The organism is Cellulophaga omnivescoria, assembly GCF_001999725.1.
Taxonomy (GTDB): Bacteria; Bacteroidota; Bacteroidia; order Flavobacteriales; family Flavobacteriaceae; genus Cellulophaga; species Cellulophaga omnivescoria.
Genome location: NZ_MDDP01000019.1, coordinates 20,763 through 47,520, shown reverse-complemented (window position 1 = coordinate 47,520; position 26,758 = coordinate 20,763). Strand labels below are relative to the sequence as shown.

The following is a 26,758-nucleotide window of genomic DNA, read 5'->3' as shown; positions in this document are numbered from 1 at the left end:
AATGAGAAAATTACAATCTTTTTTGGCAGCAGTAACCGTGTTGCTTGTAATCTCTTGTAAAGAGAAAACAGAAAAAACATCAGAAGAAATAGCAAAAACAGAATTTAAGGTAGATTTTGAAAAGTTCACACTAGATAATGGTTTACAAGTTATTTTTCATATTGATAGATCTGACCCTGTAGTAGCAGTAGCATTAACTAGCCATGTTGGGTCTGCAAGAGAAAAAGTTGGTAGAACAGGATTTGCACATTTATTTGAACACTTACTTTTTTTAGAATCTGAAAACCTTGGCAAAGGCGGTTTAGATAAAATGAGTGCACGTATTGGTGGCTCTGGTGCAAATGGATCTACAAGTAGAGACCGTACCAATTATTACCAAACAGTTCCTAAAGATGCTTTAGAAAAAATGATTTGGGCAGAAGCAGATAAGCTAGGATTTTTTATAAATACGGTTACAGAGCCTGTTTTAGCCAAAGAAAAAGAGGTTGTAAAAAATGAAAAAAGACAGCGTGTAGATAACAATCCATATGGACACGTTAATTATGTGCAAACAAAAGCATTGTACCCAGAAGGTCACCCGTACAGCTGGACGGTTATAGGATCTTTAGAAGACTTACAAAATGCTACCTTGCAAGATGTAAAAGATTTTTACAACAAATGGTATGTTCCTAACAATGTTACACTAACTATTGCAGGTGATTTTGATAAGAATCAGGCAAAAGAATGGGTTAAAAAGTATTTTGATGAAATAAAAAAAGGAGATGATATACCAGCTTTAGAAAAGCAACCCGTTACTTTAGCAGAAACAAAAAGGTTGTATTATGAAGATAATTTTGCACGTTTGCCTCAATTGTCTTTAACGTGGCCTTCTGTACCAGAGTTTCATAAAGATGCGTATGCTTTAGACGTGCTATCATCTTATTTAGCATATGGCAAAAAAGCACCTTTATACAAGATTTTAGTAGAAGATAAAAAATTAACAGATCGCGTACGTATGTACAATTACTCATCTGAACTAGCAGGAGAGTTAACACTATCTGTAACTGCTTTTGATACTACAGAGCTTACAAGTGTAAATAGTGCCATACAAGATGCTTTTGCTTTATTTGAAAAAGAAGGAATTTCTGATGCAGATATTAATAGAATAAAAGCCGGACAAGAAACAGATTTTTATAACTCGCTTTCTAGTGTATTGGGGAAAGGGTTTCAGTTAGCACAATATGAAATTTTTGCTGGAGATCCTGGTTATGTTAGTGAAGATGTTAAAAATATATTAGCAGTTACTAAAGAAGATGTTATGCGTGTGTACAATACGTATATAAAAGATAAAAATTTAGTGGCAGTAAGTGCTGTTCCAAAAGGGCAGGCATCTTTAGTGCTAAATGGGTCTAAAAAGGCAGAAGTTGTAGAGGAAAAAATTGTGGATGGCAAAGAAGCTAAGTTTGACCCAAGTATTGCTGCTACTTACCAAAAAACTCCATCTAGTTTTGACCGTAGCGTGGAACCGCCATATGGAGAAAGCCCAGATGTTATTGTGCCTGAAGTTTATAAAGAAGAGCTTTCTTCTGGTATAAAAGTCTTTGGCATAGAAAATAATGAAGTACCATTAGTAGAGTTTAATTTTACAATTAAAGGTGGTATGCTACTAGAAAATAAAGAAAAAATTGGTGTTTCTAATTTATTGGCATCTATGCTAACAAAGGGAACAAAAAATAAAACTCCTGAAGAGTTAGAGAATGCAATAGAAACTTTAGGGGCAACAATTGTTGCATCTGCCAGTGATGAATACATTACAATTTCGGCCAATTGCTTGGCTAAAAACTTTACAAAAGTAATGGACTTAGTAAACGAAATTATTTTAGAGCCACGTTGGGATGTTAAGGAGTTTGATTTGTTAAAGCAAAGTACAATTAGTCAATTGCAAAGAGCACAAGCTAACCCTAATAGTATAGCAAGAGATCAGTTTTATAAGGTTTTGTACGGAGATGATAATATTTTGTCTAATAACAATGCCGGTACAACAACATCTGTAAAAGCAATTACATTGCAAGATTTAAAAGAGTATTACAATGCTAATATATCTCCTGCAATTACCAATTTTCATATAGTAGGAGATATTACACCTAAAAATGCAATTGCCTCTTTAAAAATCTCAAATACAAAATGGGAACAAAAAGATGTAAATGTACCAACGGTAATTGCTGCTAAAACACCAGAAAAAGCGAAAGTGTATTTTTACAATGTTCCTAACGCTAAACAATCTGTGCTATTATTTGGAACACCAGCAATTGCAGCAACAGATAAAGATTTTTATCCTGCGCAGGTAATGAATTACAGATTAGGAGGAGGTAGTTTTGCGTCGCAGTTAACACAAGAACTTAGAGAAGGTAAAGGGTATACCTACGGAGTACGATCTAGTTTTAGTGGTGGTAAAACATCTGGTTTATTTACAGTGTCTAGTGGTGTACGCACCAACGTAACTTATGAGGCTTCTCAGTTGGTTAAAGATATCATGGCTAATTATAGTGAAGGCTATAACCAAAACGATTTGGAGATTTCTAAAGGCTATATGGTAAAAAGTAACGCTAGAGCTTTTGAAACTATGGGGTCTAAATTAAATATGCTAGAGAATATTAGTATGTATAATTATCCTGTAGATTATGCTAAGCAAAGAGAGCAGGGAGTAAAAAATATGTCTGTAGAAGATGTTAAAGCATTAGCAGATGAATATGTTAATCCAGATAAAATGATTTACTTAATTGTAGGTGATGCTAAAACGCAGTTTAATAAACTTAATAAGTTAGGGTACGGTGAGCCAGAATTATTAAATCCTGATGTGATATTAAAAGACTAAACACTAGTTTTTAATCATAAAAAATCCGCTTTACACATTGTAAAGCGGATTTTTTTATACTCATTTTATAAGTGCTATATATTTATATTTTTTTAAGATTGATGTAAAAATTAGGATCAAAAACTACAGTAGCGTTTTCAGAAGATATTTTAGTTGTTTTCCAATCAGCAGAAGGAAAAATCCATTGTTCTTTATCGTTAATTTTTACTTTTATAGGCAAATCAAAACCACTTACAATATTTGTATATCTGTACTTTAGTTTATTGCTTTCAATTTTATATTCTAAGTTAGGAATACGTACGTCTCTTAAATACTGATTAAAAAAAGTTGATAGATCTTTCCCAGATTGCTGACTTAAGTAATCTTCAATTTGTTCTGTAGTTACAACAGAATGGTAAAAATCTTTATTTAGTCCTCTTAAAATACGTCTCCATTTTTCATCATTATCTACCAATTGTCTTAACGTATGTATCATATTAGCACCTTTAAAATACATATCGCCAGATCCTTCATCATTTACATCATAATTACCAATAATAGGAGAATCATTAGCAATATTTCTTCGTAAGCCAATAATGTATTCATTAGCTGCTTGGGTGCCATAATAATAGTCTAAAAAGATGCTTTCAGAATAGGTAGTGAAACTCTCGTGTATCCACATATCTGCTATATCTTTATTGGTAATGTTATTAGCAAACCACTCGTGACCAGATTCGTGAATAATTAAATAATCAAACTTTACTCCCCAACCAGAACCAGAAAAGTCGTTTCCTTTATATCCTTTCATATAATTATTACCATAGGTAACAGAACTTTGGTGTTCCATTCCTAAATACGGAGCTTCCACCAATTTATAGCCATCTTTATAAAATGGATATGGACCAAACCAATGCTCAAAAGCTTTCATCATTTTAGGAGCATCTTTAAAATGTACTTTAGCTTTTTCTAAGTTATCACGTAAAACATAATAATCCATTGTTAACGGACCTTTTTCACCATTGTAAACTTCAGAAAAATGTACATAATCTCCTATGTTTACATTTACACCGTAATTGTTAATTGGGTTTTTAACTACCCAATGAGATGTTACAGTATTAGCGTGTTCTTCAATTTTCTCTAGCCTTCCGTTAGATATGTTAGATAGTCCTTTTGGGTTAGTAACACTAATGCGCATACTGTCTACCTCGTCATACATATGGTCTTTGTTTGGCCACCAAACACTGGCACCTAAGCCTTGGCAAGATGTAGCTACAAATGGCTTGCCTTTTTTGTCTTTAGACCAAGAAAAACCACCATCCCAAGGTGCATTTACAGCTTCTTTAGGATTGCCTTCATAGTAAACAACAACTTCATTAACAGCACCAATTTCCTGTTTTTGTTTTAGTTTTATAAAATGAGCATTAGTAGCTGAGGTAAATTTTAGCTTTTTCCCTTTTTGTGTTACTTTGGTAATTTTTAAAGGTGGTTGTAAGTCTACCTGTAGTACTTGGTTTTTATCTAAAACGGTATATTTAATGGTGTTTTTACCAGAAATATATTTTTTAGCAGGGTCTACTGTTACATCTAAGTGGTAATAATTTAAATCCCACCACGCCCGTTCTGGAGTAATTGAACCACGTAAAGTATCAGTTTTTGTAAATGTTTTTTGCGCATATACACCAAAAGATAGGAGTAGGATAGCACAAATTAATAAAGTTTTTTTCATAAGAGTAGTTTGTTAGTAGTACAAATATATTTATGTGTAAATGTAATAAAAAGAAAAAGCCATTAAATAGCTTCCTAATTAATGGCTTGTATTTTATGTGTTTTTACTATTTAGTTTTGATTTACACTTAGTAGATTAATATCAAAAATTAAAACCGAACCTCCTGGTATAGGACCATAATCATTACTGCCGTAGCCCAATCTAGACGGTACTAATAAAATACCATTACCACCTTCTTTAAAATAGGTAATACCTTCTGTCCAACCAGCAATTACTTGTTGTAGATTAAAAGAAATTCCGTTAGCATTACTCTCATCAAAAGTACTTCCGTCTGTAAAATATCCTTTGTAAGCTACAGTAACTTCAGATGTAGTAGTTGGTCTTATACCGTTGCCTTCATCATTAATAACATAATACAAACCACTATCACTTTTTAAGGCTGTTAGGTTGTTTTTTTCTATGTAAGTTTTAATTTCTGCTTCGTTTTGTGCAGTGTAATCTACAGGTTCTTTAATTGTAGCATCATCATTTTTACAAGATATAAATAGTGTAAAAACAAGTATCAGTATTCCGTATTTCATTTAAAATTATTTTAAGCTGAGCAAATATAGGTGTTTCCCTCTATCTTTATTTTTAAAAATAAGTTAATGTTACCTCATAATTTCATTAGGGAAAACAACAACACTCTCTAAACCATTTTTACTAACAGCTGCAACTCCAAAAAAAGAATTATCTATTACAATACCATTTAATGTTTGCTCTGTAACATTGCCAACATATTTACTGTTATCCCAAGTAGGAGAAGTGGTATCTCTCCAGTAAATTTTATAACCTGCAGCACCATCTACAGCAGACCATTTTAGTTTTGCAGAAGCCTCTACAATACCACCAATTTTAACTGTTTTTGGTGCAGGAGGAGCCCAAGCCAAACTAGCCATTGTTAAGGCATTAACAGCGGTTAGTTTTTTTGCGTAACCAAAATTAACGTGTTCTACAACATCACCATATGCAATGCCATTTTCTGTTCTAATATCTTGGTGTTGTTGTGTATAATTTTCATGCGCTTCCATAATACGTATTCCAGGAAAACCTAAATCATTAAAAGGTCTGTGGTGACCACCTCTACCAAACCTATCCAACCTATATATCATCATTGGATTCATTTCTGGCATATATGTTTTTACATTTTTATGAATGTAACGTGCTAATTGACGAGATATACCATCTACTTCACCACCATAAAAACGTCTTGCTTTACGTTGTCTTTCTGTTTCGTTAGCAGGTACGGGTTCAGAAAAAATTCTAAAATCTCTATTACTAATAACACCATCTACACCCTTAATATTTCCAATCATATCATTATTAAGTACACCAATAATTTCCCAATTTTTATCTTTTGCATATTTAGCTAGTCCTGCACCACCAAACAAGCCTTGTTCTTCTCCAGAAAGACCTACGTAAATAATACTGTTTTCAAATTTATATTTTGATAAAACACGAGCAGCTTCTATAGTCCCAGCCATACCGCTAGCATTGTCATTTGCACCGGGAGCATCTGTAGTAAAATCCATAGTATCGCTAGCGCGTGAGTCTATATCACCACTCATAATTATATACCTGTTAGGGTATTTTGTGCCTTTTTGTATGGCAACAACATTTACAACCCACGCATCATGAGGTACTCTGCTGTTCCCTTTTTTTGTAACAAAATCTTTTTGATAAAATACGTTTAAACAGTTGTTACATTGCTTAGATATTTCATCAAATTCAGATTTTATCCACCTTCTTGCGGCTCCAATACCTCTTGTGTTAGATAAAGTGTCACTAAAGGTGTTACGTGTGCCAAAATTAGCTAGTGTGGTAACATCACTTTTAATACGTTCTGCTGAAACCGCATTTATAATATCGTAAATTTTAGAATTTGTTTGTGCATTTGTAAACGTTACACCAAGAATAAATAAGAACAGAAATAATTTTTTGAGTGTCATTTGTAGTAGTTATTATAAAAGTTAGTTATATTTTTTAGATAAAAGAGTATACAAACCAATTGCAGGACCAATACCTAAAAATAAGAAAATTAGCGGGATGCTAATATTTGTACTTAGGTATGATAAAAGCTGAATACTTAAAATGCTTATTGCAAAACCTATAGAGTTTACAACTGTTAATGCTGTACCTTTTAGTTCCGCTGGTGCAGATTGTGCTACTAGGCTAGAAAACTGAGGAGAATCTGCCGTAACTGCCATTCCCCAAATGCACCAACCTATACAGAAGAAAACTGTTGGTATTGTAAACAATAAAGGAGAAATAATGCAAAATATACCAGAAATAAACAATGAAAAAATGGCAATTTTATAACTGCCATATTTTTTAGATAATGTACCACCAATTGCACATGAAACTGCACCTAGGGCAATAACTATAAAAGTAAAAATAGGAACCGAGTAGTTTGTATTTTGTATTGTATTAATTGTTTTTAATGCCAAAGGCGTAAAAGCCCAAAAGGCATACAACTCCCACATATGGCCAAAATATCCAATAGCAGATTTATAAAAATTAGTATTTTTAAACAACCTTAAACCTGCTTTAATTTGTAGCTTAGCACTTGGTTTTCTAAACGGGCCATTAGGTACCAACACAACAACTATTGCCCCTCCTAGTAGCGCTAAAAAAGACGTTGTTTTAAGTATAGTTTGGTAATTACTGCCTAAATTTAGACCACTAATTAAAAAGGGAAACGCAGTACCAAGTACTAATGCTCCTACTAAATAGCCTAAAGCTTTTCCTAGTCCGTTTTTATAATAGTCTGCCGCTATTTTCATACCAACAGGATAAATACCAGCTAAGAAAAAGCCAGTACCAAAACGTGCTCCTAATATGTGCCATTTTGTAATATTATTTGCAAGTAAACTAAAATTACATAAGGCAGCAAGCAAAGCACAAATAGCAAAAACTTTAGATGGTGAAAACCTATCTGCTATCATTAACAACGCAAAAACCAAAGTGCCTAAAATAAACCCCAGTTGTACAGAAGATAGTACATAACTAACAATACCATTTCCTAACCCGGTTTTTAATGCTAAATCGTCTACAATAGCATTGCCTGCAAACCATAAAGATGTGCAGGCAAATTGCGACATTATTAGCAAAGGAAGAATAAAATTTTTCTTTGTCAAGTTGTTAATTTTAAGTTTTAGGTTGGTCGTACAAAAATACTAAACCTAAAGCCTAAATATTAATTAGCAAAACGTTTTAATAATTTGCGCACATCTTCAGTACCATCTAAGTAGTATTTTGCTTGTGTTTTTTGGTGACCTACTTTTATTGTAATGGCAGAATTTGGTAATTCCTGAAACATAAATTCATCGGTCCAATCATCACCAATGGCAAATACAAAATCATAAGCTTTATCATTATAAACCCGCATTGCTGCACGTCCTTTGTTAACATTACTACTTTTAATTTCCATAACTTTATTACCATTTAAAACACTTAAATCGTCATTAGCAATTAAACTGGTTAGCACAGTATTTAACTCTGTTGCTCTTTTGTTACCAAAGTCTGGATCTGTTTTTCTGTAATGCCAAGCTAAAGAATAATTTTTTTCTTCAATAAAACTACCCGGAGTTCGGTCTACAAATGATTCTAAAACAGGATGAATTTTTTGCATCCACTCTTTCTTTACATTTTCTAGCATTCTAAACTCTTCTCCGTTTTGAGAAATCCAAACGCCATGTTCTACAATCATATTATATTTTTTGTGTAAAAACCACTTGCTAAAAGTTTCTTTATCTCTACCACTAATTAAATACATATCTGTATTTGGTTGTGCGGCAATATTGTCTAATAAAGTGTATAGTTCTTCATCTGGACTAGCTTTTTGCGGATCGTTTTTAAAAGCGGCTAGTGTGCCATCATAATCTATAAATAGAAGTTTGTTTTTAGCTTTGTTGTATTTTTCTTCAACTTTGCTAGAGAGTTCTTTTCCTAATTTTTTAGATACATATGATATACTATTTTCTTTTTGTTCCTTTAATGAGTTTATAAAGTCGTTTGCCCATTTCTCTACATTATACCGTTCTAATCTTTTTTGTAAAATATCATTGCGTTCTTGCTGTTCCTCTACAGGCATATTAATAGCTTGTTGTAATGCCGCAACTGTTTGTTCAAAATTATTAGGGTTAATTAGTAAAGACTCGTTCATTTCATTAGCAGAACCAGCCATTTCACTTAAAATTAAAACTCCTGTTTTATCTGCTCTGGTGGCAATATACTCTTTGGCTACAAGGTTCATTCCGTCTCTAATAGGAGTAAGCCAAGCAATATCGCAAGAGGTGTATAAATCTATTAAGTTTTCAAAAGGCATAGACCTGTAGAAATACCATATTGGAGTCCAGTTTACGGTAGAAAATTCTCCGTTTATTCTTCCTACCAACTCATCTACTTCTTTTTTTAGTAATTGGTATTGTGGCACATTAGATCTAGATGGTACTGCTAAAATTATTAACCTAACTTTTTCTTTATACTCTGGGTGTTTGTTTAAAAAATATTCAAACGCATATAATCTCTTTGCAATACCTTTAGTGTAGTCTAACCTATCTATAGATAATATTAATTTGGCATCTTTAGTAGACTCTTTATGTGCGTTTAATCTTTGCTGAAAGTCAGATTGTTTATCTTTAGTACTCAAAGCATTGGCTTTGCCAGCTTCACTAAACTTTTTATAGTCTATTCCCATAGGGAAAGAATCTACTTTTACAATTCGGTTTTCTACGTGTACTTCATTAAAACTAACTTCTAAACCTAGTAAACGTCTAACAGAACTTAAAAAATGCCTTTCATAATCGTAGGTATGAAAACCAATAAGGTCTGAGCCCATTAAGCCTCGTAAAATTTCTTCACGCCAAGGTAGCGTTCTAAAAATTTCGTAAGAAGGAAAAGGTATATGTAAAAAGAAACCTATAGAAATATCTGGTTTTTTCTCTTTTACCATTTGTGGTACAAGCATTAATTGGTAATCGTGCACCCAAATAATATCATCATCATCTGCTTTAGCAATAATTTCATCTGCAAATTTTTGGTTTACTGCTTTGTAAATTTCCCAGTTTTCAAGTTCAAACTCAGAATACTCTAAAAAATAATGAAACAAAGGCCAAATAGTTCTGTTGCTAAATCCAAAATAAAAACCATCTACTTCTTTGGCATTTAGTTTTACTTTAGCACAGCCGTGGTTGTTTAAAGTTTTATCAATTTTTTCTTCTAAATTTTTAGGAATATTTTCATCTGTTAAACCGCTCCATCCTATCCATAAATCGTTGCTTCCAGAGTGTACAGATTTCATACCTGTTGCCAATCCGCCAACACTAGGCGTTGTTTTTATTTCATTATTATGAATTTCTAATTGTACTGGTAGTCTATTTGAGATAATGATAGTTTTACTCATAAATTGCTCTTTTTTGATAGAGTTTAATTGTTTTTTGTATAAATTTCGATAAAATTGGTAATAAAACCTACTAATTAGAAATGTTTAACCCTAATTTATTATATGGATAATTTAGACTATGGAATTATAGGAAATTGTAGAAGTGCAGCCCTAATATCTAAGAATGGTGCAATAGAGTGGAGCTGTTTACCAGCGTTTGATTCTTCTTCTGTTTTTGCTAAAATTTTGGATGAAAATAAAGGCGGTAGTTTTGAAATCCTGACCAATAGCGACTATCAAATTACTCAGAATTATATATCACAAACAGCAATATTAGTAACAACATATACTAACGGAAATGATATTTTTGAAGTACGTGATTTTATGCCAAGATATAAGCTAGAAGATGGCTCTTATTATTCTCCTCCAGAAATTATACGTTACTTAAGGCACGTTTCTGGTAAGCCAAGCTTTAAAGTACTTTATAATCCTAAATTAGAGTATGCAGCGGGAGATACAAAAACGTATATAAAAAAAGATTTTATAACTAGTTTAACGCACGGAGAAAAGTTTGATACCGTGTTTTTATATACTTCTTTTAATAAAGAACGTGTAGTTAGTGGTAACGAAATAGAGCTTACCGAAGATGGTTATTTTTTATTTGGTTACAATGAAAAAATATTTTCGCCAAGTGTTAAAAAAGTTTATTTAGAGCAACAGCGTACTAAAGTGTACTGGTTAAATTGGAGCGGAAAAATTCCAAAATACCATTTGTATAACAAAGAAATAAACAGGAGTTCTATAACTTTAAAACTATTAACTTATGATAAAACAGGTGCTGTTTTAGCAGCAGCAACCACCTCTTTGCCAGAAACTATTGGCGAAGTAAGAAACTGGGATTATCGTTTTTGTTGGATTAGAGACGCTTCTATGGTTATAAAAGTTATGTCTGAATTGGGACATAAAAACGTAGCCAAAAGATACTTGCAATTTATAATAAACCTTATTCCAGATAAGGATGAAAAATTGCAAATTATGTATGGTATTAATGGCGAAAAAGAACTTACAGAAGAAACTTTAGAGCATTTAGATGGTTATAAAGGATCTAAACCTGTACGTGTTGGTAATGCTGCATACAAGCAAAAGCAGAACGATATTTATGGCATTCTTATGGATGTTATTTATGAGCAACTTGTTAAGTTTTCTACAGATTTGGAAAACGGAGAAGATTTATGGGGAATAACAAAGGGTATTGTTTGGATAGTAGATAAACACTGGAAAGAGGCAGATAAGGGCATTTGGGAATTTAGAGCAGAAGATCGTCATTTTACTTTTTCAAAAGTTTTGTGTTGGGTTGCCGTAGATAGAGCCATTAAAGTAGCACGTATTTTTAATAAATCTCACAAGATTGAAAAATGGACAAGGTTAGAGCAAGCAATTAAAAAAGATATTTTAGATAACGCTTGGAATGATGAAGTTAATGCCTTTACGCAGTCTTATGGGTCTACGTATTTAGATGCATCTGTTTTATTAATGGAATCTTACGGATTTATACACGCAAAGCATCCTAAGTTTGTTGCAACGGTTAAAGCTATAGAAAACAATTTATGTAATGATGGCTTATTGTATAGGTATAAAAATGAAGACGATTTTGGGTTGCCATCATCATCATTTACTATTTGTACTTTTTGGTTTATTAATAGTTTATTTAAAATAGGTGAAGAAGAAAAAGCACGTATGTATTTTGATAGGTTGCTAGGCTATAGCAACCATTTAGGGTTGTTTAGTGAAGATGTAGATTTTAAAACAAAACGACTATTAGGTAATTTCCCTCAGGCATATTCTCATTTAGCATTAATAGAATGTGCACTTAATTTTTCTGCTAAAGAGAGCGATGAAAAAGTGCTAGAATCTATGCGAGAATAACTCTTATATTTACATTAAAAACAAAACCCTTATCTGTATAAAAGATAAGGGTTTTGTTTTTAGTTTACTTGTTGTAAAACACGTTCTAATAATTGTTGCAAATGTGCTTTTGTTGTAAAAGGATTCATAATTGTGACACGTAAATAATGCTTTCCTTTTAACTTGGTTTGCACAATATAAAACTCTTCTTTTTCTAACAAAGTTTGACGAATTTTTTCGTTAAGAGTGTTTGTTTCTTTTTCTGATAATTTTGGACTTACATACCTAAAGCAAACAATGTTTGACGCGGGTTGTATGGCAATTTCTAAATTAGGAGTAGCGGTAACCATTTCTGCAAACTGCTGTCCTAAGTCATAAAGTGTGGTAACATATTCATCAAAAATTTCTTCTCCATAGGTTTTTAAAATAGTATACCAATGTATGCTAGCCATTGTTTTAGTACATTCAAACGTTCTTTTAGCAATATTGTACCAATCTTCTTCTTTAGATTCTTCTAGTAAATAATCTGCTTTTTGGCTAAAAGTAGCGTGAGATGTATTGCCATCTTTAAAGAGTAGGGCAGTAGTTAAAGCCGGCATCATCATCATTTTGTGTCCGTCTATAACAATGGAATCTGCTTTTTCTATACCTTTTACAGTATGTTTGTAGGTTTTAGAAAATATAGCAGCACCACCGTGGGCACCATCAACATGAAACCATATATTTTTTTGTTTACTAAATGTTGCAATAGCTTCTAAATCATCAAAAATTCCTGTAGATGTAGAGGGCGCACTACCTACAATGGCAAATATTTCTATTCCTTTATCTTTTGCTTTTTTATAATACTCTTCAAGCAATTCAATATTCATATTAAAATTAGGGGTAGAAGGTATTTTAATTATACCGGCATCGCCTAAGCCCATAATTCTAGCTGCCCTATCTACGCAATAATGCGCTTCTTCACTCACCATAATTCCTAATGAGTTGGTGTTACCCTTTGCCCACACATTTGTAGCAACTTTTGCTTTGCGTGCAGTAAGTAATGCGGTTAAATTAGCTAGTGTACCACCAGAAGTTAATATACCATTAGATGCAGTTGTAAAGCCTACTTTAGTGCACAAATAGTCTGTAACAATACGCTCTATTGCAGATGCTGCTACACCCATTTCATAAACAGCCATACCATTGTTTAATGATGCACTTACAAGTGCGCTTAATGCTGTTATTGGTAAGGTAGGTGTTACCTGGTGACCAATATATTTAGGATTGTGAACGTGTATGGAATGAGCAATAATAGTATTAAAAAGGTTTTTCTTATCACCATTATTTAAAAACTCTTTCCAAAATATATGTTCATCCTTTGGTTGATTCCAATGTATGGTCTTGTTATTTTTGTTTTGTAAAGTGTTTTCAAAATGATTTGCTAATTCATCAATTAGATCGTGACCTCTTTTTCTAAAGTCTTCTGGACTATATGCTTCAACTAATTTTTTCAATATTCTGCAGTTAAAATATGTGATGTAAAATTAGTTCTTTTAAAAATAAAAAACCATCAGTAAAACTGATGGTTTTGTTAAATCTCTGCCTTAAAAGCTTCAATTTGAATTAGTCAATCTTTGGTTATAAACTCCAATATTGTAGGTTATAACAATGGTAAATATACGTTTTTATATGTTAAAAACAATATTTGTTTTCTGCCTTTACTTTTTCAGCAATTTCGTTACGTAAATCTACTATATCTGGGTAGTTTTGGTATTTTGTAAAACGTTTAAGTCCCATTAACATCATACGTTGCTCATCGCCTTCAGCAAAAGAAATAATACTTTCTTTTCCTTTTTTCTCAATAATATCTACAGCATTATATAAGTATAACTTAGACATTGCTATTTGTGTTTTTTGTGAATCTTCACCAAAACGCTTTGCATTTTTCTCTGTTCTTAATATAGTAGATTCTGCCATATAAATTTCAATTAAAATATCTGCAGCAGCTATAAGTAATTGTTGGTGATCTTCTAATTGTGGTCCGTACTTTTGCACTGCTCCACCGGCAACCATCAAGAATGTCTTCTTTAACTTCTTAATCATTTCTTTTTCTTCAGAGAACAACTCAGAATAATCTGGAGTTTCAAAAGAAGGAATACCCATTAGTTCTTTTTGAACTTCACTAGCAGGACCTAATAAATCTACATGGCCTTTCATAGCTTTTTTAACCAACATACCTACAGATAGCATACGGTTAATTTCATTTGTTCCTTCGTAGATACGTGCTATACGTGCATCTCTCCAAGCAGCTTCCATTGGTGTTTCTTCAGAGAATCCCATACCACCAAATATTTGAATACCTTCATCTGCACAATTTTGTACGTCTTCAGATACTGCTACTTTTAAGATAGAGCATTCTATAGCGTACTCTTCTACACCTTTAAGTTCTGCTTCTTGGTGTGTATTACCAGCAGCCTCACGCATAGCAATACGATCTTCTATGTTTTTAGAAGCTCTGTATGTTGCAGACTCACCGGCATAAGCATTAGTTGCCATTTCAGCAATTTTAACTTTAATAGCTCCAAAATCTGAAATAGGAGTTTTAAATTGCTTACGTTCATTAGCATATTGTACACCTGTAGTTACAATTCTACGCTGAGAATCTAAACAAGCAGCAGCTAATTTTATACGTCCAACGTTTAGGGCGTTCATAGCAATTTTAAAACCTTCGCCACGTCCGGCAAGCATATTTTCTACAGGAACAACAGTATCATTAAAGAAAACTTGTCTTGTAGAAGACGCTCTAATACCTAACTTATGTTCTTCTTCGCCTAATGTAATACCGTTAGCGTTTTCTGGATCATACTCTACAATAAATCCTGTGATGTTTTTATCGTCTTCAATACGAGCAAAAACTATCATCAAACTACAGAAACCTGCATTTGAAATCCACATTTTTTGACCGTTAATTTTATATGACTTTCCATCTTCAGATAAAACAGCAGTTGTTTTACCTGAGTTTGCATCAGAACCAGCGCCAGGTTCTGTTAAACAGTACGCTCCAAACCACTCACCAGTGGCTAATTTAGGAACATATTTTTGTTTTTGTTCTTCTGTACCATATAATGTAATTGGCATTGTACCAATACCAGTATGTGCACCAAATGCAGTACTAAAAGATCCTGTACCACTAGAGATATAATCACATGTTAATACCGTAGATACAAATCCCATACCCAAGCCGCTGTACGCTTCTGGTACAGCAACACCTAAAAATCCTAATTCACCAGCTTTACGCATAACTTCTTCTGTTAATGCATAATCTTTAGCTTCAAATCTAGCTTTGTGCGCTATAATTTCACGTTCGTTGAATTCAGCTACCGCTTCTTTCATCATTGTTTGTTCTTCTGAAAAATCTTCAGGAGTAAAAACGTCTTCGCAATTTGTTTCTTTTACTAAGAATTGACCTCCACGTAGGATATCTTTTTCTGTATCTGCCATTTGTTTTTTTATATTAGATTATAGAAGAAAGAAAATAGAATATAGACTCAGTTTAGCCCGTTTTGGAATCCCATCGTCATTCTTTGGAATTCTTCTATTTTATCTTCAATTGTTTTTAATATTTCGTTGTTTATATATTGTCTATGTTTTGCTACTAGTAACTGAGTTCCTAATTCAAAAGAAGAACCTAAAGCAATATCTAGAAAATGACTAAAAGATTTATCTGTTCTAGAAGAACCCTCAGCAATATTACTTGGAATTGACACTGAGCATCTACTTAATTGTGAACTTATATCAAATCTCTCGTGCTTTGGAAAGTTTAATAATATATCAGAAATATCATTTGTAATCTCTAAACCGAGCTTCCAAATTTTTAAATTTCTATAATTATGTCTTTGTTTGGCACACATTTGTCTTTACTCTATATTCTTTTCTCTTTTACTCTTTTTAGTTTAAAAACTCAAATATTCCGCAAGCTCCTTGTCCTGTACCTACGCACATTGTAACAGCTCCATATTTACCTTTCATATCACGTTTACGCATTTCATCAAAAAGTTGAACAGAAAGTTTTGCTCCTGTACAACCAAGCGGATGACCTAGTGCAATTGCACCACCGTTTACGTTAATAATATCTGGGTTAAGGTCTAATTCTCTAATTACAGCTAAAGATTGAGATGCAAATGCCTCATTTAGTTCTATTAAACCTAAATCTTCTTGTTTTAAACCTGCTTGCTTTAAAGCTTTTGGAATAGCCTTAACTGGACCAATACCCATAATACGAGGTTCTACACCTGCAGCTGCATAGTTTACCAAGCGTGCAATAGGCTCTAGATTTAATTCTTTAACCATATCCTCACTCATTACCATTACAAATGCAGCACCGTCACTCATTTGAGATGAGTTACCCGCTGTAACACTACCTCCAGCAGCAAATACTGCACGTAATTTAGCTAAAGCTTCTTTGCTGGTCCCTTTACGCGGACCTTCATCTTTAGTTACAGTATATTTTTTTGTTGCTTTTTTACCATTAGCATCAACATAAGTTTGTTCTACATCTATTGGTACTATTTGATCCTGAAAACGATCTTCTGCTTGTGCTTTTAACGCTTTCATATGAGAGTTGTAAGCAAATTCATCTTGGTCTTCACGAGAAACTTTAAACTGCTTTGCAACAGCTTCTGCAGTGTTACCCATTCCCCAGTAATAATCTTCATGACCAGCTTTAACAATGTCATAATTTAATTCTGGTTTAAAACCTGTCATTGGAACACTACTCATACTTTCTGCACCACCCGCAATAATACAGTCTGCCATACCGGCTTGTATTTTTGCAGTTGCCATACCAATTGTTTCTATACCAGAAGAGCAAAAACGGTTTACTGTAACTCCAGGAACATCTACAATATCTAACCCCATTAAAGAGATTAAACGTGCCATATTTAATCCTTGAGAACCTTCTGGCATTGCGTTACCAACAATTACATCATCAATACGCTTAGGGTCTAAACTAGGCAGCTCACTCATCATATGTTTAATGGTTTCTGCAGCTAATTCATCTGTTCTTTTAAAACGAAACACGCCTTTTGGAGCTTTACCAACTGCGGTTCTGTATGCTTTTACTATATATGCTGTTTTCATTTTTTTTCTTTAAGATTAATAGAATAAAGCCTCAAAAATTTTATCTTGATTCTCCAAGTCTAATTTCTTGTTTCTAGTTTCTAAGTGGTTTACCTTTAGTTAACATGTGCTGTATTCTTTCTAATGTTTTACGTTCTGTACATAAACTTAAGAAAGCTTCACGTTCTAAATCTAACAAATACTGTTCACTTACTAATGTAGGTTCAGATAAGTCTCCACCGGCCATTACATATGCTAGTTTATTTGCAATTTTATGATCATGTTCACTAATGTAATTACTATCTTCCATAGAGTCTGTACCAACAAGGAACATACCTAAGGCTTGTTTACCAAGTACTTTTACATCTTTACGTTTTACAGGTTGTGTGTAGCCCATATCTGCCATTAATTTAGCATGTTGTTTAGCAACTGCTATTTGGCGTGCTTTGTTTACTACAACTATATCTTTTCCTTTCTGCAATAGGTTAGTGTCAAATGCTTCATAAGCAGAAGTAGATACTTTTGCCATACCAATAGTTAAGAAATGCTCTTGCAATACATTTAACTGCACATCACCTTTACTAAACAAGTCAGATGCTCTTAAAGCCATTTCTTTAGAACCACCACCACCTGGTATAACACCTACACCAAACTCTACAAGTCCCATATAAGTTTCTGCGGCAGCAACTACTTTATCTGCATGTAATGATAACTCACAACCACCGCCTAAAGCCATTCCGTGAGGAGCAGAAATAGTTGGTATTGCAGAATAACGCATACGCATCATAGTATCTTGGAAATATTTAATAGCCATATTAAGCTCATCATACTCCTGTTCTGCAGCCATCATAAATATCATACCTATGTTAGCACCTACAGAGAAGTTTGCAGCTTGGTTACCAACTACTAAACCAGCAAAATCTTTTTCAGCAATGTCAATAGCTTTGTTTAAACCTGCTAAAACATCACCACCAATGGTGTTCATTTTAGACTGGAACTCCACATTAAGTATACCGTCTCCTAAATCCTCTACAACTACTCCAGAGTTTTTAAATACTTCAGATGTTTTTCTGATGTTGTCTAGAATGATAAACGCATCTTGACCAGGAATTTTAGTTTGGGTTTTAGATGGAATGTCATAAAAATATGAAGCACCATCTTTTACAGAGTAGAATGATTTGCTACCAGAGGCAATCATTTCATTAACCCAAGCAGCTGGCTCTAAACCTTCAGCTTTCATTAATTCAATTCCTTTTTCTACACCAATTGCATCCCATATTTGAAAAGGACCGTGTTCCCATCCAAAACCAGCTTTCATTGCATCATCAATCTTATACAATTCATCTGTAATTTCTGGAATACGATTAGATACGTATGCAAACAAAGCAGTGAAACTTTTTCTGTAAAATTCACCAGCTTTATCTTTTCCTTTTACTAGTATTTTAAATCTGTCTACAACTTTATCTACTGTTTTAGTAAGTTCTAAAGTTGCAAACTTTGCTTTTTGGGCAGATCTGTATTCTAATGTATTTAAGTCTAGAGATAAAATTTCTTTTTTACCCTCTGCAGAAACAGTTTTTTTATAAAATCCTTGTCCGGTTTTACTCCCTAACCATTTATTCTCCATCATTGTATTAATGAAGTCTGGCAATTTAAAAAGTTCTAAACGCTCATCATTAGGGCAGTTTTCTCTAATACCGTTTGCAACATGTACTAAAGTATCTAAACCAACAACATCTACAGTTCTAAAAGTTGCAGATTTTGGACGACCAATAACTGGACCAGATAATTTATCTACTTCTTCAATAGTTAAATCTAAATCCTTAACTGCGTGAAATAAACTTTGTATGCTAAAAATACCAATACGGTTACCTATAAAAGCAGGTGTGTCTTTAGCAACTACAGATGTTTTTCCTAAAAATTTTTCTCCATAACCATTTAAAAATTCTAATACCGCAGCATCAGTTTTTGGTCCAGGAATAATTTCAAATAAGTTTAAGTAACGTGCAGGGTTAAAAAAGTGAGTACCGCAGAAGTTTTTCTGGAAATCTTCAGAGCGTCCTTCACTCATAAATTTAATAGGAATACCAGATGTGTTAGATGTAATTAAGGTTCCTGGTGTTCTATATTTTTCAAGTTTCTCAAAAACTTGTTGCTTAATGTCTAATCTTTCAACAACAACTTCCATAATCCAGTCTACGTCTGCAACCTTGGCAATATCATCTTCTAAATTACCAGTTGTAATTCTGCTTGCAAATTTTTGACTGTAAATAGGAGAAGGTTTAGATTTTAAAGATGCAGTTAAAGCATCGTTTACCAATCTGTTCCTTACCACCTTGTCTTCTAGTGTTAAGCCTTTTGCTTTTTCTTTGTCGTTTAGTTCTCTTGGAACAATGTCTAACAATAGCACTTCTACACCAATATTTGCAAAGTGACAGGCAATGCCACTACCCATAATACCAGAGCCAATAATGGCTATTTTTTTAATGTGTTTGTTCATTTCTATTTAGACCTATTAATTAGTTATATTATTTAAAAATTTCTTTTTTTGCTATAAGCGCATTAATTGTTTCTGTAACCTCAAAAAAATGATTTAGTTTTTCTTGAGATATGTTAGCTTTAATAGTACTGTTAAATTGAAATACCGTTTCTTTAGAAAGTGTTCTTTTTTCTAAACCAAGTTCTGTTAAGTGTATAATAACACCTCTGCCATCATTAGGATTTGGTTTACGTACTATAAATTCTTTTGCTTCTAAACTTTTAAGTATCCTAGACAAGCTTGTGGCTTCCATTCCCATTTTAGGACCAAGTGCAGTAGATGCGGTACCTGTTTTTGGGTCTATGCTTAACAGTGTAAAAGCCATTGCCATTGTGTTGTTATGGTTTTTTGCTTCTTCATTGTACATCTTAGCTACAGATAGCCAAGTTTCTCTTAAAGCATAATCTATGGTAATCTCTTTCATTTGTAATTTGAATAGGTTACCAAATATAGTAAAATTTATTATGCATGCATAATAAATTCATAAAAAAATGTGAGCTTAATATATACTTAACATTAAGTATATGTATGGTAGAGAAATTTGTAGATGTTTAGCTGCTAAGGTTTTAGGTCTTAGCAGCTAAATAAAATTTAATATCCGTAAATATCATTGTAAAGAGCTTTATATTTCTCTTTAATTATTTTTCTACGCAATTTTAGGGTAGGGGTAACGTGTCCACCTTCTATACTCCAAACGTCTGGTGTAAGTCTAAACTGTTTTATTTTTTCCCATTTAGCGAAGTTTTCGTTGGCAGCATCAACTTCTTCTTGAAAACGAGCTATTACTTTTTCATTGGTTACTAAATCTTCATTACTAGTAATAGTAATGTTGTAACGTTTAGCCCATTCCTTTACAAAATCAAAATCTGGCTGAATAAAAGCTGCAGGCATTTTTTCTCCTTCACCAATAACCATTACTTGGTCTATAAACCTAGACTGCTTACATCTGTTTTCTAATAATTGTGGAGCAACATACTTACCACCAGATGTTTTAAACATTTCTTTTTTTCGATCTGTAATTTTTAAGAATCCATCTGAATCAATTTCACCTATATCTCCGGTATGAAAATAACCATCTATAATTACTTCTGCAGTTTTAGCATCATCCTTATAATAACCCATCATTACTTGTGGGCCTTTAATGCATATTTCTCCGTCTTCTGCTATTTTAACTTCTGTACGGTCTAATGGTTTACCTACGGTACCAATTCTAAATCCACCATTACGCATATCATTTACAGATATTACAGGCGATGTTTCTGTAAGTCCATAACCTTCCATAACACCAAATCCGGCAGCATTAAATACACGTGCAAGTCTTGGTTGTAGTGCAGCACTACCAGAAGCCATAACAGCCACTTCACCACCAAGGGCAGCTTTCCATTTGCTAAATATTAATTTACGAGCTAAACCTAATTTTTTCTCGTACCACCAACCATTTTGTTGGTAAGGCTTATATTCTAAACCAACTTCTACAGCCCAAAAGAATAGTTTCTTTTTTATACCTTTTAAATCTGTTCCTTTAGCAATAATTTTATCGTATACTTTTTCTAATAATCTAGGTACAGCGGTCATTACTTGCGGATGAACCTCTTGTGCATACTCACTAATTTGGTCTATTGGCGCGTAGTGTATTGCAGCACCACAATATTGGTATAAGTAAATTAGCATACGCTCATACACATGGCAAAGCGGTAAAAAACTAAGAGCTCTAGATTTACCTAGTTCTATAGGTATTCTTTTAAAACTCTCCAGTGCGTTGCTTACAAGGTTATTGTGAGATAGCATAACCCCTTTTGGTCTTCCAGTTGTTCCAGAAGTGTAAATTAAGGTGGCCAAATCTGTTGGCTTAACGTCGTCTTTTAATTTTTCTACTTCTGGTTGATTAGACTCATCTTTACCAAGGTCTAAAACTTCAGACCAATTTTTACAACCATCTAATTCATCAAAAGAATAAATCTCTAGTAAAGATGGTACCTGATCTTTTATTTTTATAATTTTTTCGTAAACATCTGTACAAGAAATAAAGCAATATTTAGCTTCGGAATGGTTTAGTACATATGCATAATCTTCTTCAGAAATTGTTGGGTAAACTGGTACATTTTGTGCGCCAAGTTGAAGAATTCCAATATCCATAATATTCCACTCCATTCTGTTGGTAGAGGATATTACAGCAATTTTATCATTTTTAGAAACACCTAACCTTAATAGTGCTCTACTCATTACATTTGCTTTGTCTACATACTCTTGGGTAGACATATATTCCCACTTATCATCATATTTTGTTGCTAATGATTTTTGTAGGTTGTATTTTTTTAATTGATAGTAAGGAAAATCAAATAATCTAGTTACTTCTTGCATAAGAATTGATTGTATCAGAGTTGCAAATTAAGAAAAGGAATGCTTATTTTAAAATTAGATTCGTAAAAAAACACCATAAATTCTATTATTTTCTTAGTTTGAATTAGTAAAATGCTAAAATATAACAAGTTAACATTTTGTTAAAATTACAATTATATGAACAATTGTTTTTCTTTAAAGTCACTTTGTACTAATTTTTACTAAAACATTACCTAAAGTACAAAATTAAAAAGTGCGAAATATGTAATTAAATGTTATAATTTTTCTTCTAAGTGCCTATTTTTTAAGCTTTTTACCGTTTGTCTATAGTTAACTGCATTTTATCGCACTAAATAAGCCTTTAATCTTGTACTGCTACTAAAATAAGAAGTAAATAAGCACTTTTGCTGTAATTAATTAACGCCCCAAATCATTAATTATGACTAAAATTTTACCTTTAAAAACCTACTTTTTACTACTGAGTGTGGTTTTCTGTGCTTTTAACGCAACTGCACAGTCAGAACCTTTTGAGTGCGACTATAATGCGTACCTTTTTCAAACAAATGATATTTATGCTTTAGATTTAGCATCTGGAAGCTCATATTTGGTTGCAGCCGATGTTGTACCAGGTAATATTAATGCTGCAGCATACAACTCTGCAGATGGTTACATTTGGGGATATTTGTCTACACCGCAAATATCTATAGTGCAAATAGGAAAGGACTTTACACCTACAGTGCACACTATTCCAGAACTACCAAATAATGGAAACAAGTATGTAGGAGATATTAACTTAGATGGTATTTATTATCTTAGAGCTGGTTCTTCTACTTATTATGCAATAGACTTAAATCCTGAGTCTAATAATTATTTAGAGTATATAGGTTCTTACACATTAGATACCAGTATAAGTATTCATGATTGGGCATTTAATGCCGTAGATGGTAAACTTTATGCAGTTAGCAAGGGTACTAACAGGTTGTATAGGATTACTGCAGAAACTGGTGTGGTAGAAGACTTAGGAGAAGTACCTGTTTTGGCTGGCTTTAATTATACGTATGGTGCTGTTTATTTTGATGTAGATGGTAACCTTTACATATCGGCAAACCAAACTGGTTCTGTTTATAAAATTAATGCGGTACATACCATTGTTGCAAATGTTATGGTTTCTAACATTTTTGCTTTTGGTCCTGCAAGTTCTTCTAATGACGGAGCCCGTTGTCCTACAGCACCTGTGCCACAAGAAGATTGTATTAATGGTATTGATGATGACGGTGACGGACTTGTAGATTGTGATGACCCTTCATGTTCTGGTATTAGTTTGTGCCCGGTAATTACAACTACATCTGGTGGTAATGATGGCGGATTGGAAAGTAATGACAGACTTGCAAACCTTATTACAAACAGAAATTATAACAGGGCTAAAAACAATTATATTTTTGATAAAACTACCGCAAAACAAATTACTAAGGATAAGGGATACAAGTTAAGCGGAAAATATACCAGTGATAATATTCCTTTATCTTCTTTGGTACCACTAAATGTTTTAGGAGAAACAAGTACAATAGAGTCTTCTCCGGCAGATTTATTAGAACTAACTAATGCTAGTGATATTTTCTCTGTAGATTATTTAAAAGGAGACCAAACTATTGGAGCTTTAATGGTTATTAAAACTGATAATACTGTTTATGAGCACAGTAAATTTATATGCGATCGTTTTTTAGGAGCAGAATTACTTTCTGTATCTAATTTAAATATTAGAGATAATAACTTTATAAAATCTATCATTAAACAGGCAGATGGTAGCAAAGAATTTGCTTTATCTTTTTCTGCAAAAGTTAACCCAAATAACAGTTTTACAATAGAATCTCATTGGAATATTGATGCATATGAAAAAGATAATATGTTTTACAATTTTCAAATATGGTCTAATTCTGTAGATGATTTGGTTGTAATGGCAGAGGAAATTTTATCTCTACTTGAAGCCAATGCAGCAATAGAAGGTTATAAAGGTTCTACACCACCACCTGTTTTTGTGAGGTCTGCAAAATATACGAATGGTACTGTAGAAATGACAGTTGTAAACACAAACGTATCTAAACAAATGACTTTGGAGGGTGGTTTAAAACGTACAGAAACTAGTGAAACGGATATGGTTACATTACAGGCTTCTTTAGATAGGTATATAGATACTGTAACTGTAGAAACTGGAGCTTTATTTGATTTAGGTTTTAGGTTAAAAAATGAAAAAGGTGATACGCCGGATGATTTATTTGTTGCAGATGCACCTTGGGGCGTAGATAGTTCTACGGCTACTACAGAAGTTACAATGTATAATGTAGAACAAAACAGTGCGCCATACTTAGGTGATGGCTACAGAATAGAACGTAATGTACATTTAAAGGGGAAAACACAAGAGTATATTGGTACTTATAGAGCGTTTAATCCAAGGTTTTTAGCTGTAGATTTATCAGAGTACAAACAATTATCGTTTACAGCTTCTGGTACAGGAACATTAGAGGTAAAATTATTAAAAGGTTCTGGTGAGCCATATATTGCAACTGTGGACTTAACAAATGAAGAACAACGCTATGTGCTAGAGGACGCCGATTTTAAAAATGAGTTTGGAGGAAACACAGATTTTAGTTCACTTAAAGTGTTATTATTTAACTTAAAGTCCAGCGATGGTAGTTTGCAAGAAAAAGAACTGCAGTTATCTGATATAGATTTTAATAACACAGAGCAAAGAAATGCGTATTTAGAGAAAAACAGAACAAAGTCTATTTTACTACCTAACCCAGTAGAAAGTACCACAACCTTGTATTTTTATGAAGAAATGGCTAGTACTTATACACTAGAACTGTACACTATTACTGGTACATTAATGCCTGCTTACACTATTGTAGGCGAAGCAAACCAAGGCCAAAATAGTATAGATGTAACTGTGCCAAGCTTAGCATCTGGTATATACTTATACAAACTAATTAGTTCTAACAATGCCATTTGGAGCGGAAAATTAATTAAAAAATAAACACTACCATTACACAAACACAAACCATTGCAAAAAAAAGCAGGATTTTTAATCCTGCTTTTTTGTTTTTATGACGGTATTCTACTTTTTATAAATTTAAATTGCCCATTATGGTTAGACTCGTGTTCACAAACGTGAAACCATTTGCAGTAGTTGTTTGTTGGGCCCCAAGGAAAATTTTCATCAACTTTTAACAACCACTTATCATCTCTGTTCGCAAACTCTTTTAACGTATTTTGTCTTACTTCATCTAATGCGTCTAAATAATAACTTAACTCATTACCATTTATTTGTTTACGTGCTTTGTCTCCTAAACCAGAAGCAATACTCCATCTTTTTTTATCTTCTTTGGGCCAGTCTCCCCAGTTTTTATTATTAAAGGTGTGTATTTGATAAAAACGTTCTGTTGCAGCTAAGTGCATAAGCATTGCGCCAATAGAATTTGCATTTTCATCTACTAAGTAGTCTAAATCTGAAACACTCATATTACTTACAGGTGCTAATATTACCATACGCATCCAAGTCATCATAGAAACTAAAGTTCCAATTTGTGGACTATACCCTTCTTTAGGACCAATAATATTTATATCTGTATCTTGAGTGTAAATAGTAGTAGTTGGTTTTCCTAGCGGAAAAGCTAATAAGCTACTTGTTCCCATTGTTAGTAAAGACGCATTTTTAATAAAAGATCTTCTACTGCTGTTTTGTTCTTTTTTTTTCATTGTTTTTAGATTGATGATTTATGAGGTAAGTTACAAAATTCATTTCAACATAAATGTCATCCTTTTTTATCTGTATTAAATGGTTATGTACTTGTTATATTATTTATTTTTGCAATTTGAAAATTAATAGTATGATTAAGAAGCGTGTAAAACAGCTTACTTTTAGTTTAATTATCATTTGTCATTTAGGTTTCTTGGCTGCAATTCTTTTTGAAAAGCAAAACAATTATTTAGTTTTTGGCTTTTTAATTTTAGCATTGGTATTATTGCTAATAACTTATAAAAAGACTCCAGTAAGTGCAAAAAGTCACACTTTTGAGCATTTTTTAACTGTAGCCTTTGTTTTTTTTGGAGCAATAATAACTTATATATTGCATACATCTTTAGGTTTTTCTACAGTTTTGGCGGCATCAACAGTGGGTCTGGTAATTAGTTTTGTTCCTAACGTATTTAAAAGTAATTCTTTAATAAATACCATACCAACCGCTGTTTATTGCGGAGCGTTTGTAGGTATGACAAATGCTAGTGTAGCGCCAGATTATGTTTTTATAGCATTAGCAAGTTTATTTACAGGTTTGCTTTTAGTAGGCTCTAAAGATAGTTTTCACGGAGTAGGAGGTAAGCTTGGCACATTGGCTTTTGGTGGTGTAGTATTGGCTTTTTTTATAACTTTTTTACTATCGTAATGAAAATAGAACACTTTATACTAATATTTGCAGGTAGTTTATCTGCAATTGTAACTTATTTACTTCAGTTTAAATACAAACAAAGTGCTGTTAGAGCATCTGCACTGGTTGGTGTTTTTTCAGGTTTATTTGTGTTGGTGTTTCCTAGTGTACTGTCAAGCTATTTATCCCAGAATTTAGCCTTAGTATGTTTTGGAGCTTCTTTTATAGGTATGGTATCCTCTAAGCTTGTAAAAAGCTATTGGGTAATAGGTGTGTCTGGTGCAATATTTACAATACTTTATTTAAATACAAGTAGTTTTTTTGCAGGTTTTGGTGGCGGATTAGGCTCTGCCGCTTGTATAGCTCTTTTGGTTACTTTAGCAATACCCATTGTTGTAAATAAAGGGAATGTAACAAACGGTTTTTTACAGCTAAAAAGACTAATAAATAAACGAAGCTTAAAAAAGTAAGA

Annotated in this window: 18 protein-coding genes; 5 read left to right on the top strand and 13 right to left on the bottom strand. The window is 33.0% G+C overall.

The genetic code is table 11. From position 1 onward, the window contains the following. Position 1 precedes the first annotated feature (1 nt). Positions 2–2,854: a M16 family metallopeptidase gene (locus tag BFJ87_RS10435; RefSeq protein ID WP_077403894.1), complete on the top strand. Its 2,853-nt coding sequence runs from the start codon at positions 2–4 to the stop codon at positions 2,852–2,854. Between the two features lie 82 nt (positions 2,855–2,936). Here the strand turns inward: BFJ87_RS10435 and BFJ87_RS10430 are convergent, their stop codons facing one another. The 5 genes from BFJ87_RS10430 to BFJ87_RS10410 all read right to left on the bottom strand — a co-directional run bounded on the left by BFJ87_RS10430 (position 2,937) and on the right by BFJ87_RS10410 (position 10,002). Further along, complete coding sequence (locus BFJ87_RS10430) at positions 2,937–4,559, bottom strand: M1 family metallopeptidase (protein WP_077403891.1); 1,623 nt, start codon at positions 4,557–4,559, stop codon at positions 2,937–2,939. 110 nt (positions 4,560–4,669) lie between these two features. After that, on the bottom strand, positions 4,670–5,140 hold the full coding sequence (locus BFJ87_RS10425; RefSeq protein ID WP_077403889.1) for an FKBP-type peptidyl-prolyl cis-trans isomerase: 471 nt from the start codon (positions 5,138–5,140) through the stop codon (positions 4,670–4,672). Positions 5,141–5,209: 69 nt separating this feature from the next. After that, on the bottom strand, positions 5,210–6,547 hold the full coding sequence (locus BFJ87_RS10420; RefSeq protein ID WP_077403886.1) for a M28 family peptidase: 1,338 nt from the start codon (positions 6,545–6,547) through the stop codon (positions 5,210–5,212). Between the two features lie 21 nt (positions 6,548–6,568). Then, complete coding sequence (locus BFJ87_RS10415; protein ID WP_077403883.1) at positions 6,569–7,699, bottom strand: MFS transporter; 1,131 nt, start codon at positions 7,697–7,699, stop codon at positions 6,569–6,571. 95 nt (positions 7,700–7,794) lie between these two features. After that, positions 7,795–10,002: a bifunctional alpha,alpha-trehalose-phosphate synthase (UDP-forming)/trehalose-phosphatase gene (locus tag BFJ87_RS10410; RefSeq protein WP_077403880.1), complete on the bottom strand. Its 2,208-nt coding sequence runs from the start codon at positions 10,000–10,002 to the stop codon at positions 7,795–7,797. Between the two features lie 102 nt (positions 10,003–10,104). Between BFJ87_RS10410 and BFJ87_RS10405 the strand changes: the two genes are divergently transcribed. Next, positions 10,105–11,907 (top strand): glycoside hydrolase family 15 protein, encoded by a 1,803-nt coding sequence (locus BFJ87_RS10405; RefSeq protein WP_077403876.1) that lies wholly within the window; start codon positions 10,105–10,107, stop codon positions 11,905–11,907. Positions 11,908–11,966: 59 nt separating this feature from the next. On the opposite strand, the gene BFJ87_RS10400 is transcribed toward BFJ87_RS10405, so the two are convergent. The 7 genes from BFJ87_RS10400 to BFJ87_RS10370 form a co-directional block, all read right to left on the bottom strand. Then, positions 11,967–13,382, bottom strand: a complete 1,416-nt coding sequence (locus BFJ87_RS10400; RefSeq protein WP_077403873.1) for a pyridoxal phosphate-dependent decarboxylase family protein — start codon at positions 13,380–13,382, stop codon at positions 11,967–11,969. A 178-nt stretch (positions 13,383–13,560) separates the two neighbouring features. Beyond that, entirely contained in the window at positions 13,561–15,369 is a 1,809-nt protein-coding gene (locus tag BFJ87_RS10395) for an acyl-CoA dehydrogenase family protein (RefSeq protein WP_077403870.1), read from the bottom strand. 47 nt (positions 15,370–15,416) lie between these two features. Further along, positions 15,417–15,779 carry a four helix bundle protein gene (locus BFJ87_RS10390; protein ID WP_077403866.1) on the bottom strand — a complete coding sequence of 121 codons (363 nt, stop codon included), beginning with the start codon at positions 15,777–15,779 and terminating at the stop codon, positions 15,417–15,419. 37 nt (positions 15,780–15,816) lie between these two features. Next, the gene (locus tag BFJ87_RS10385) at positions 15,817–17,007 is read right to left on the bottom strand and encodes an acetyl-CoA C-acyltransferase (RefSeq protein WP_013622104.1); all 1,191 of its coding nucleotides are present in this window, start codon (positions 17,005–17,007) and stop codon (positions 15,817–15,819) included. A gap of 73 nt (positions 17,008–17,080) precedes the next feature. Further along, a complete protein-coding gene (locus BFJ87_RS10380) occupies positions 17,081–19,486 on the bottom strand; it encodes a 3-hydroxyacyl-CoA dehydrogenase/enoyl-CoA hydratase family protein (RefSeq protein WP_077403863.1) in 2,406 nt (801 codons plus the stop codon). 28 nt (positions 19,487–19,514) lie between these two features. Next, complete coding sequence (locus BFJ87_RS10375) at positions 19,515–19,949, bottom strand: MarR family winged helix-turn-helix transcriptional regulator (protein ID WP_077403836.1); 435 nt, start codon at positions 19,947–19,949, stop codon at positions 19,515–19,517. Between the two features lie 167 nt (positions 19,950–20,116). Beyond that, on the bottom strand, positions 20,117–21,886 hold the full coding sequence (locus BFJ87_RS10370) for an AMP-dependent synthetase/ligase (RefSeq protein ID WP_077403833.1): 1,770 nt from the start codon (positions 21,884–21,886) through the stop codon (positions 20,117–20,119). Positions 21,887–22,304: 418 nt separating this feature from the next. Here BFJ87_RS10370 and BFJ87_RS10365 point away from each other — a divergent pair, with 418 nt between their 5' ends. Then, on the top strand, positions 22,305–24,896 hold the full coding sequence (locus BFJ87_RS10365; RefSeq protein ID WP_077403830.1) for a T9SS type A sorting domain-containing protein: 2,592 nt from the start codon (positions 22,305–22,307) through the stop codon (positions 24,894–24,896). Positions 24,897–24,964: 68 nt separating this feature from the next. On the opposite strand, the gene BFJ87_RS10360 is transcribed toward BFJ87_RS10365, so the two are convergent. Continuing rightward, positions 24,965–25,618, bottom strand: a complete 654-nt coding sequence (locus BFJ87_RS10360) for a DinB family protein (protein WP_077403827.1) — start codon at positions 25,616–25,618, stop codon at positions 24,965–24,967. A gap of 131 nt (positions 25,619–25,749) precedes the next feature. Here BFJ87_RS10360 and BFJ87_RS10355 point away from each other — a divergent pair, with 131 nt between their 5' ends. Beyond that, positions 25,750–26,304, top strand: coding sequence for a hypothetical protein (locus BFJ87_RS10355; RefSeq protein ID WP_077403824.1), 555 nt, complete (start codon positions 25,750–25,752; stop codon positions 26,302–26,304). Continuing rightward, positions 26,304–26,756, top strand: coding sequence for a hypothetical protein (locus tag BFJ87_RS10350; RefSeq protein WP_077403821.1), 453 nt, complete (start codon positions 26,304–26,306; stop codon positions 26,754–26,756). Before BFJ87_RS10355 ends, BFJ87_RS10350 begins: the two co-directional genes overlap by 1 nt. Positions 26,757–26,758: the final 2 nt, after the last annotated feature.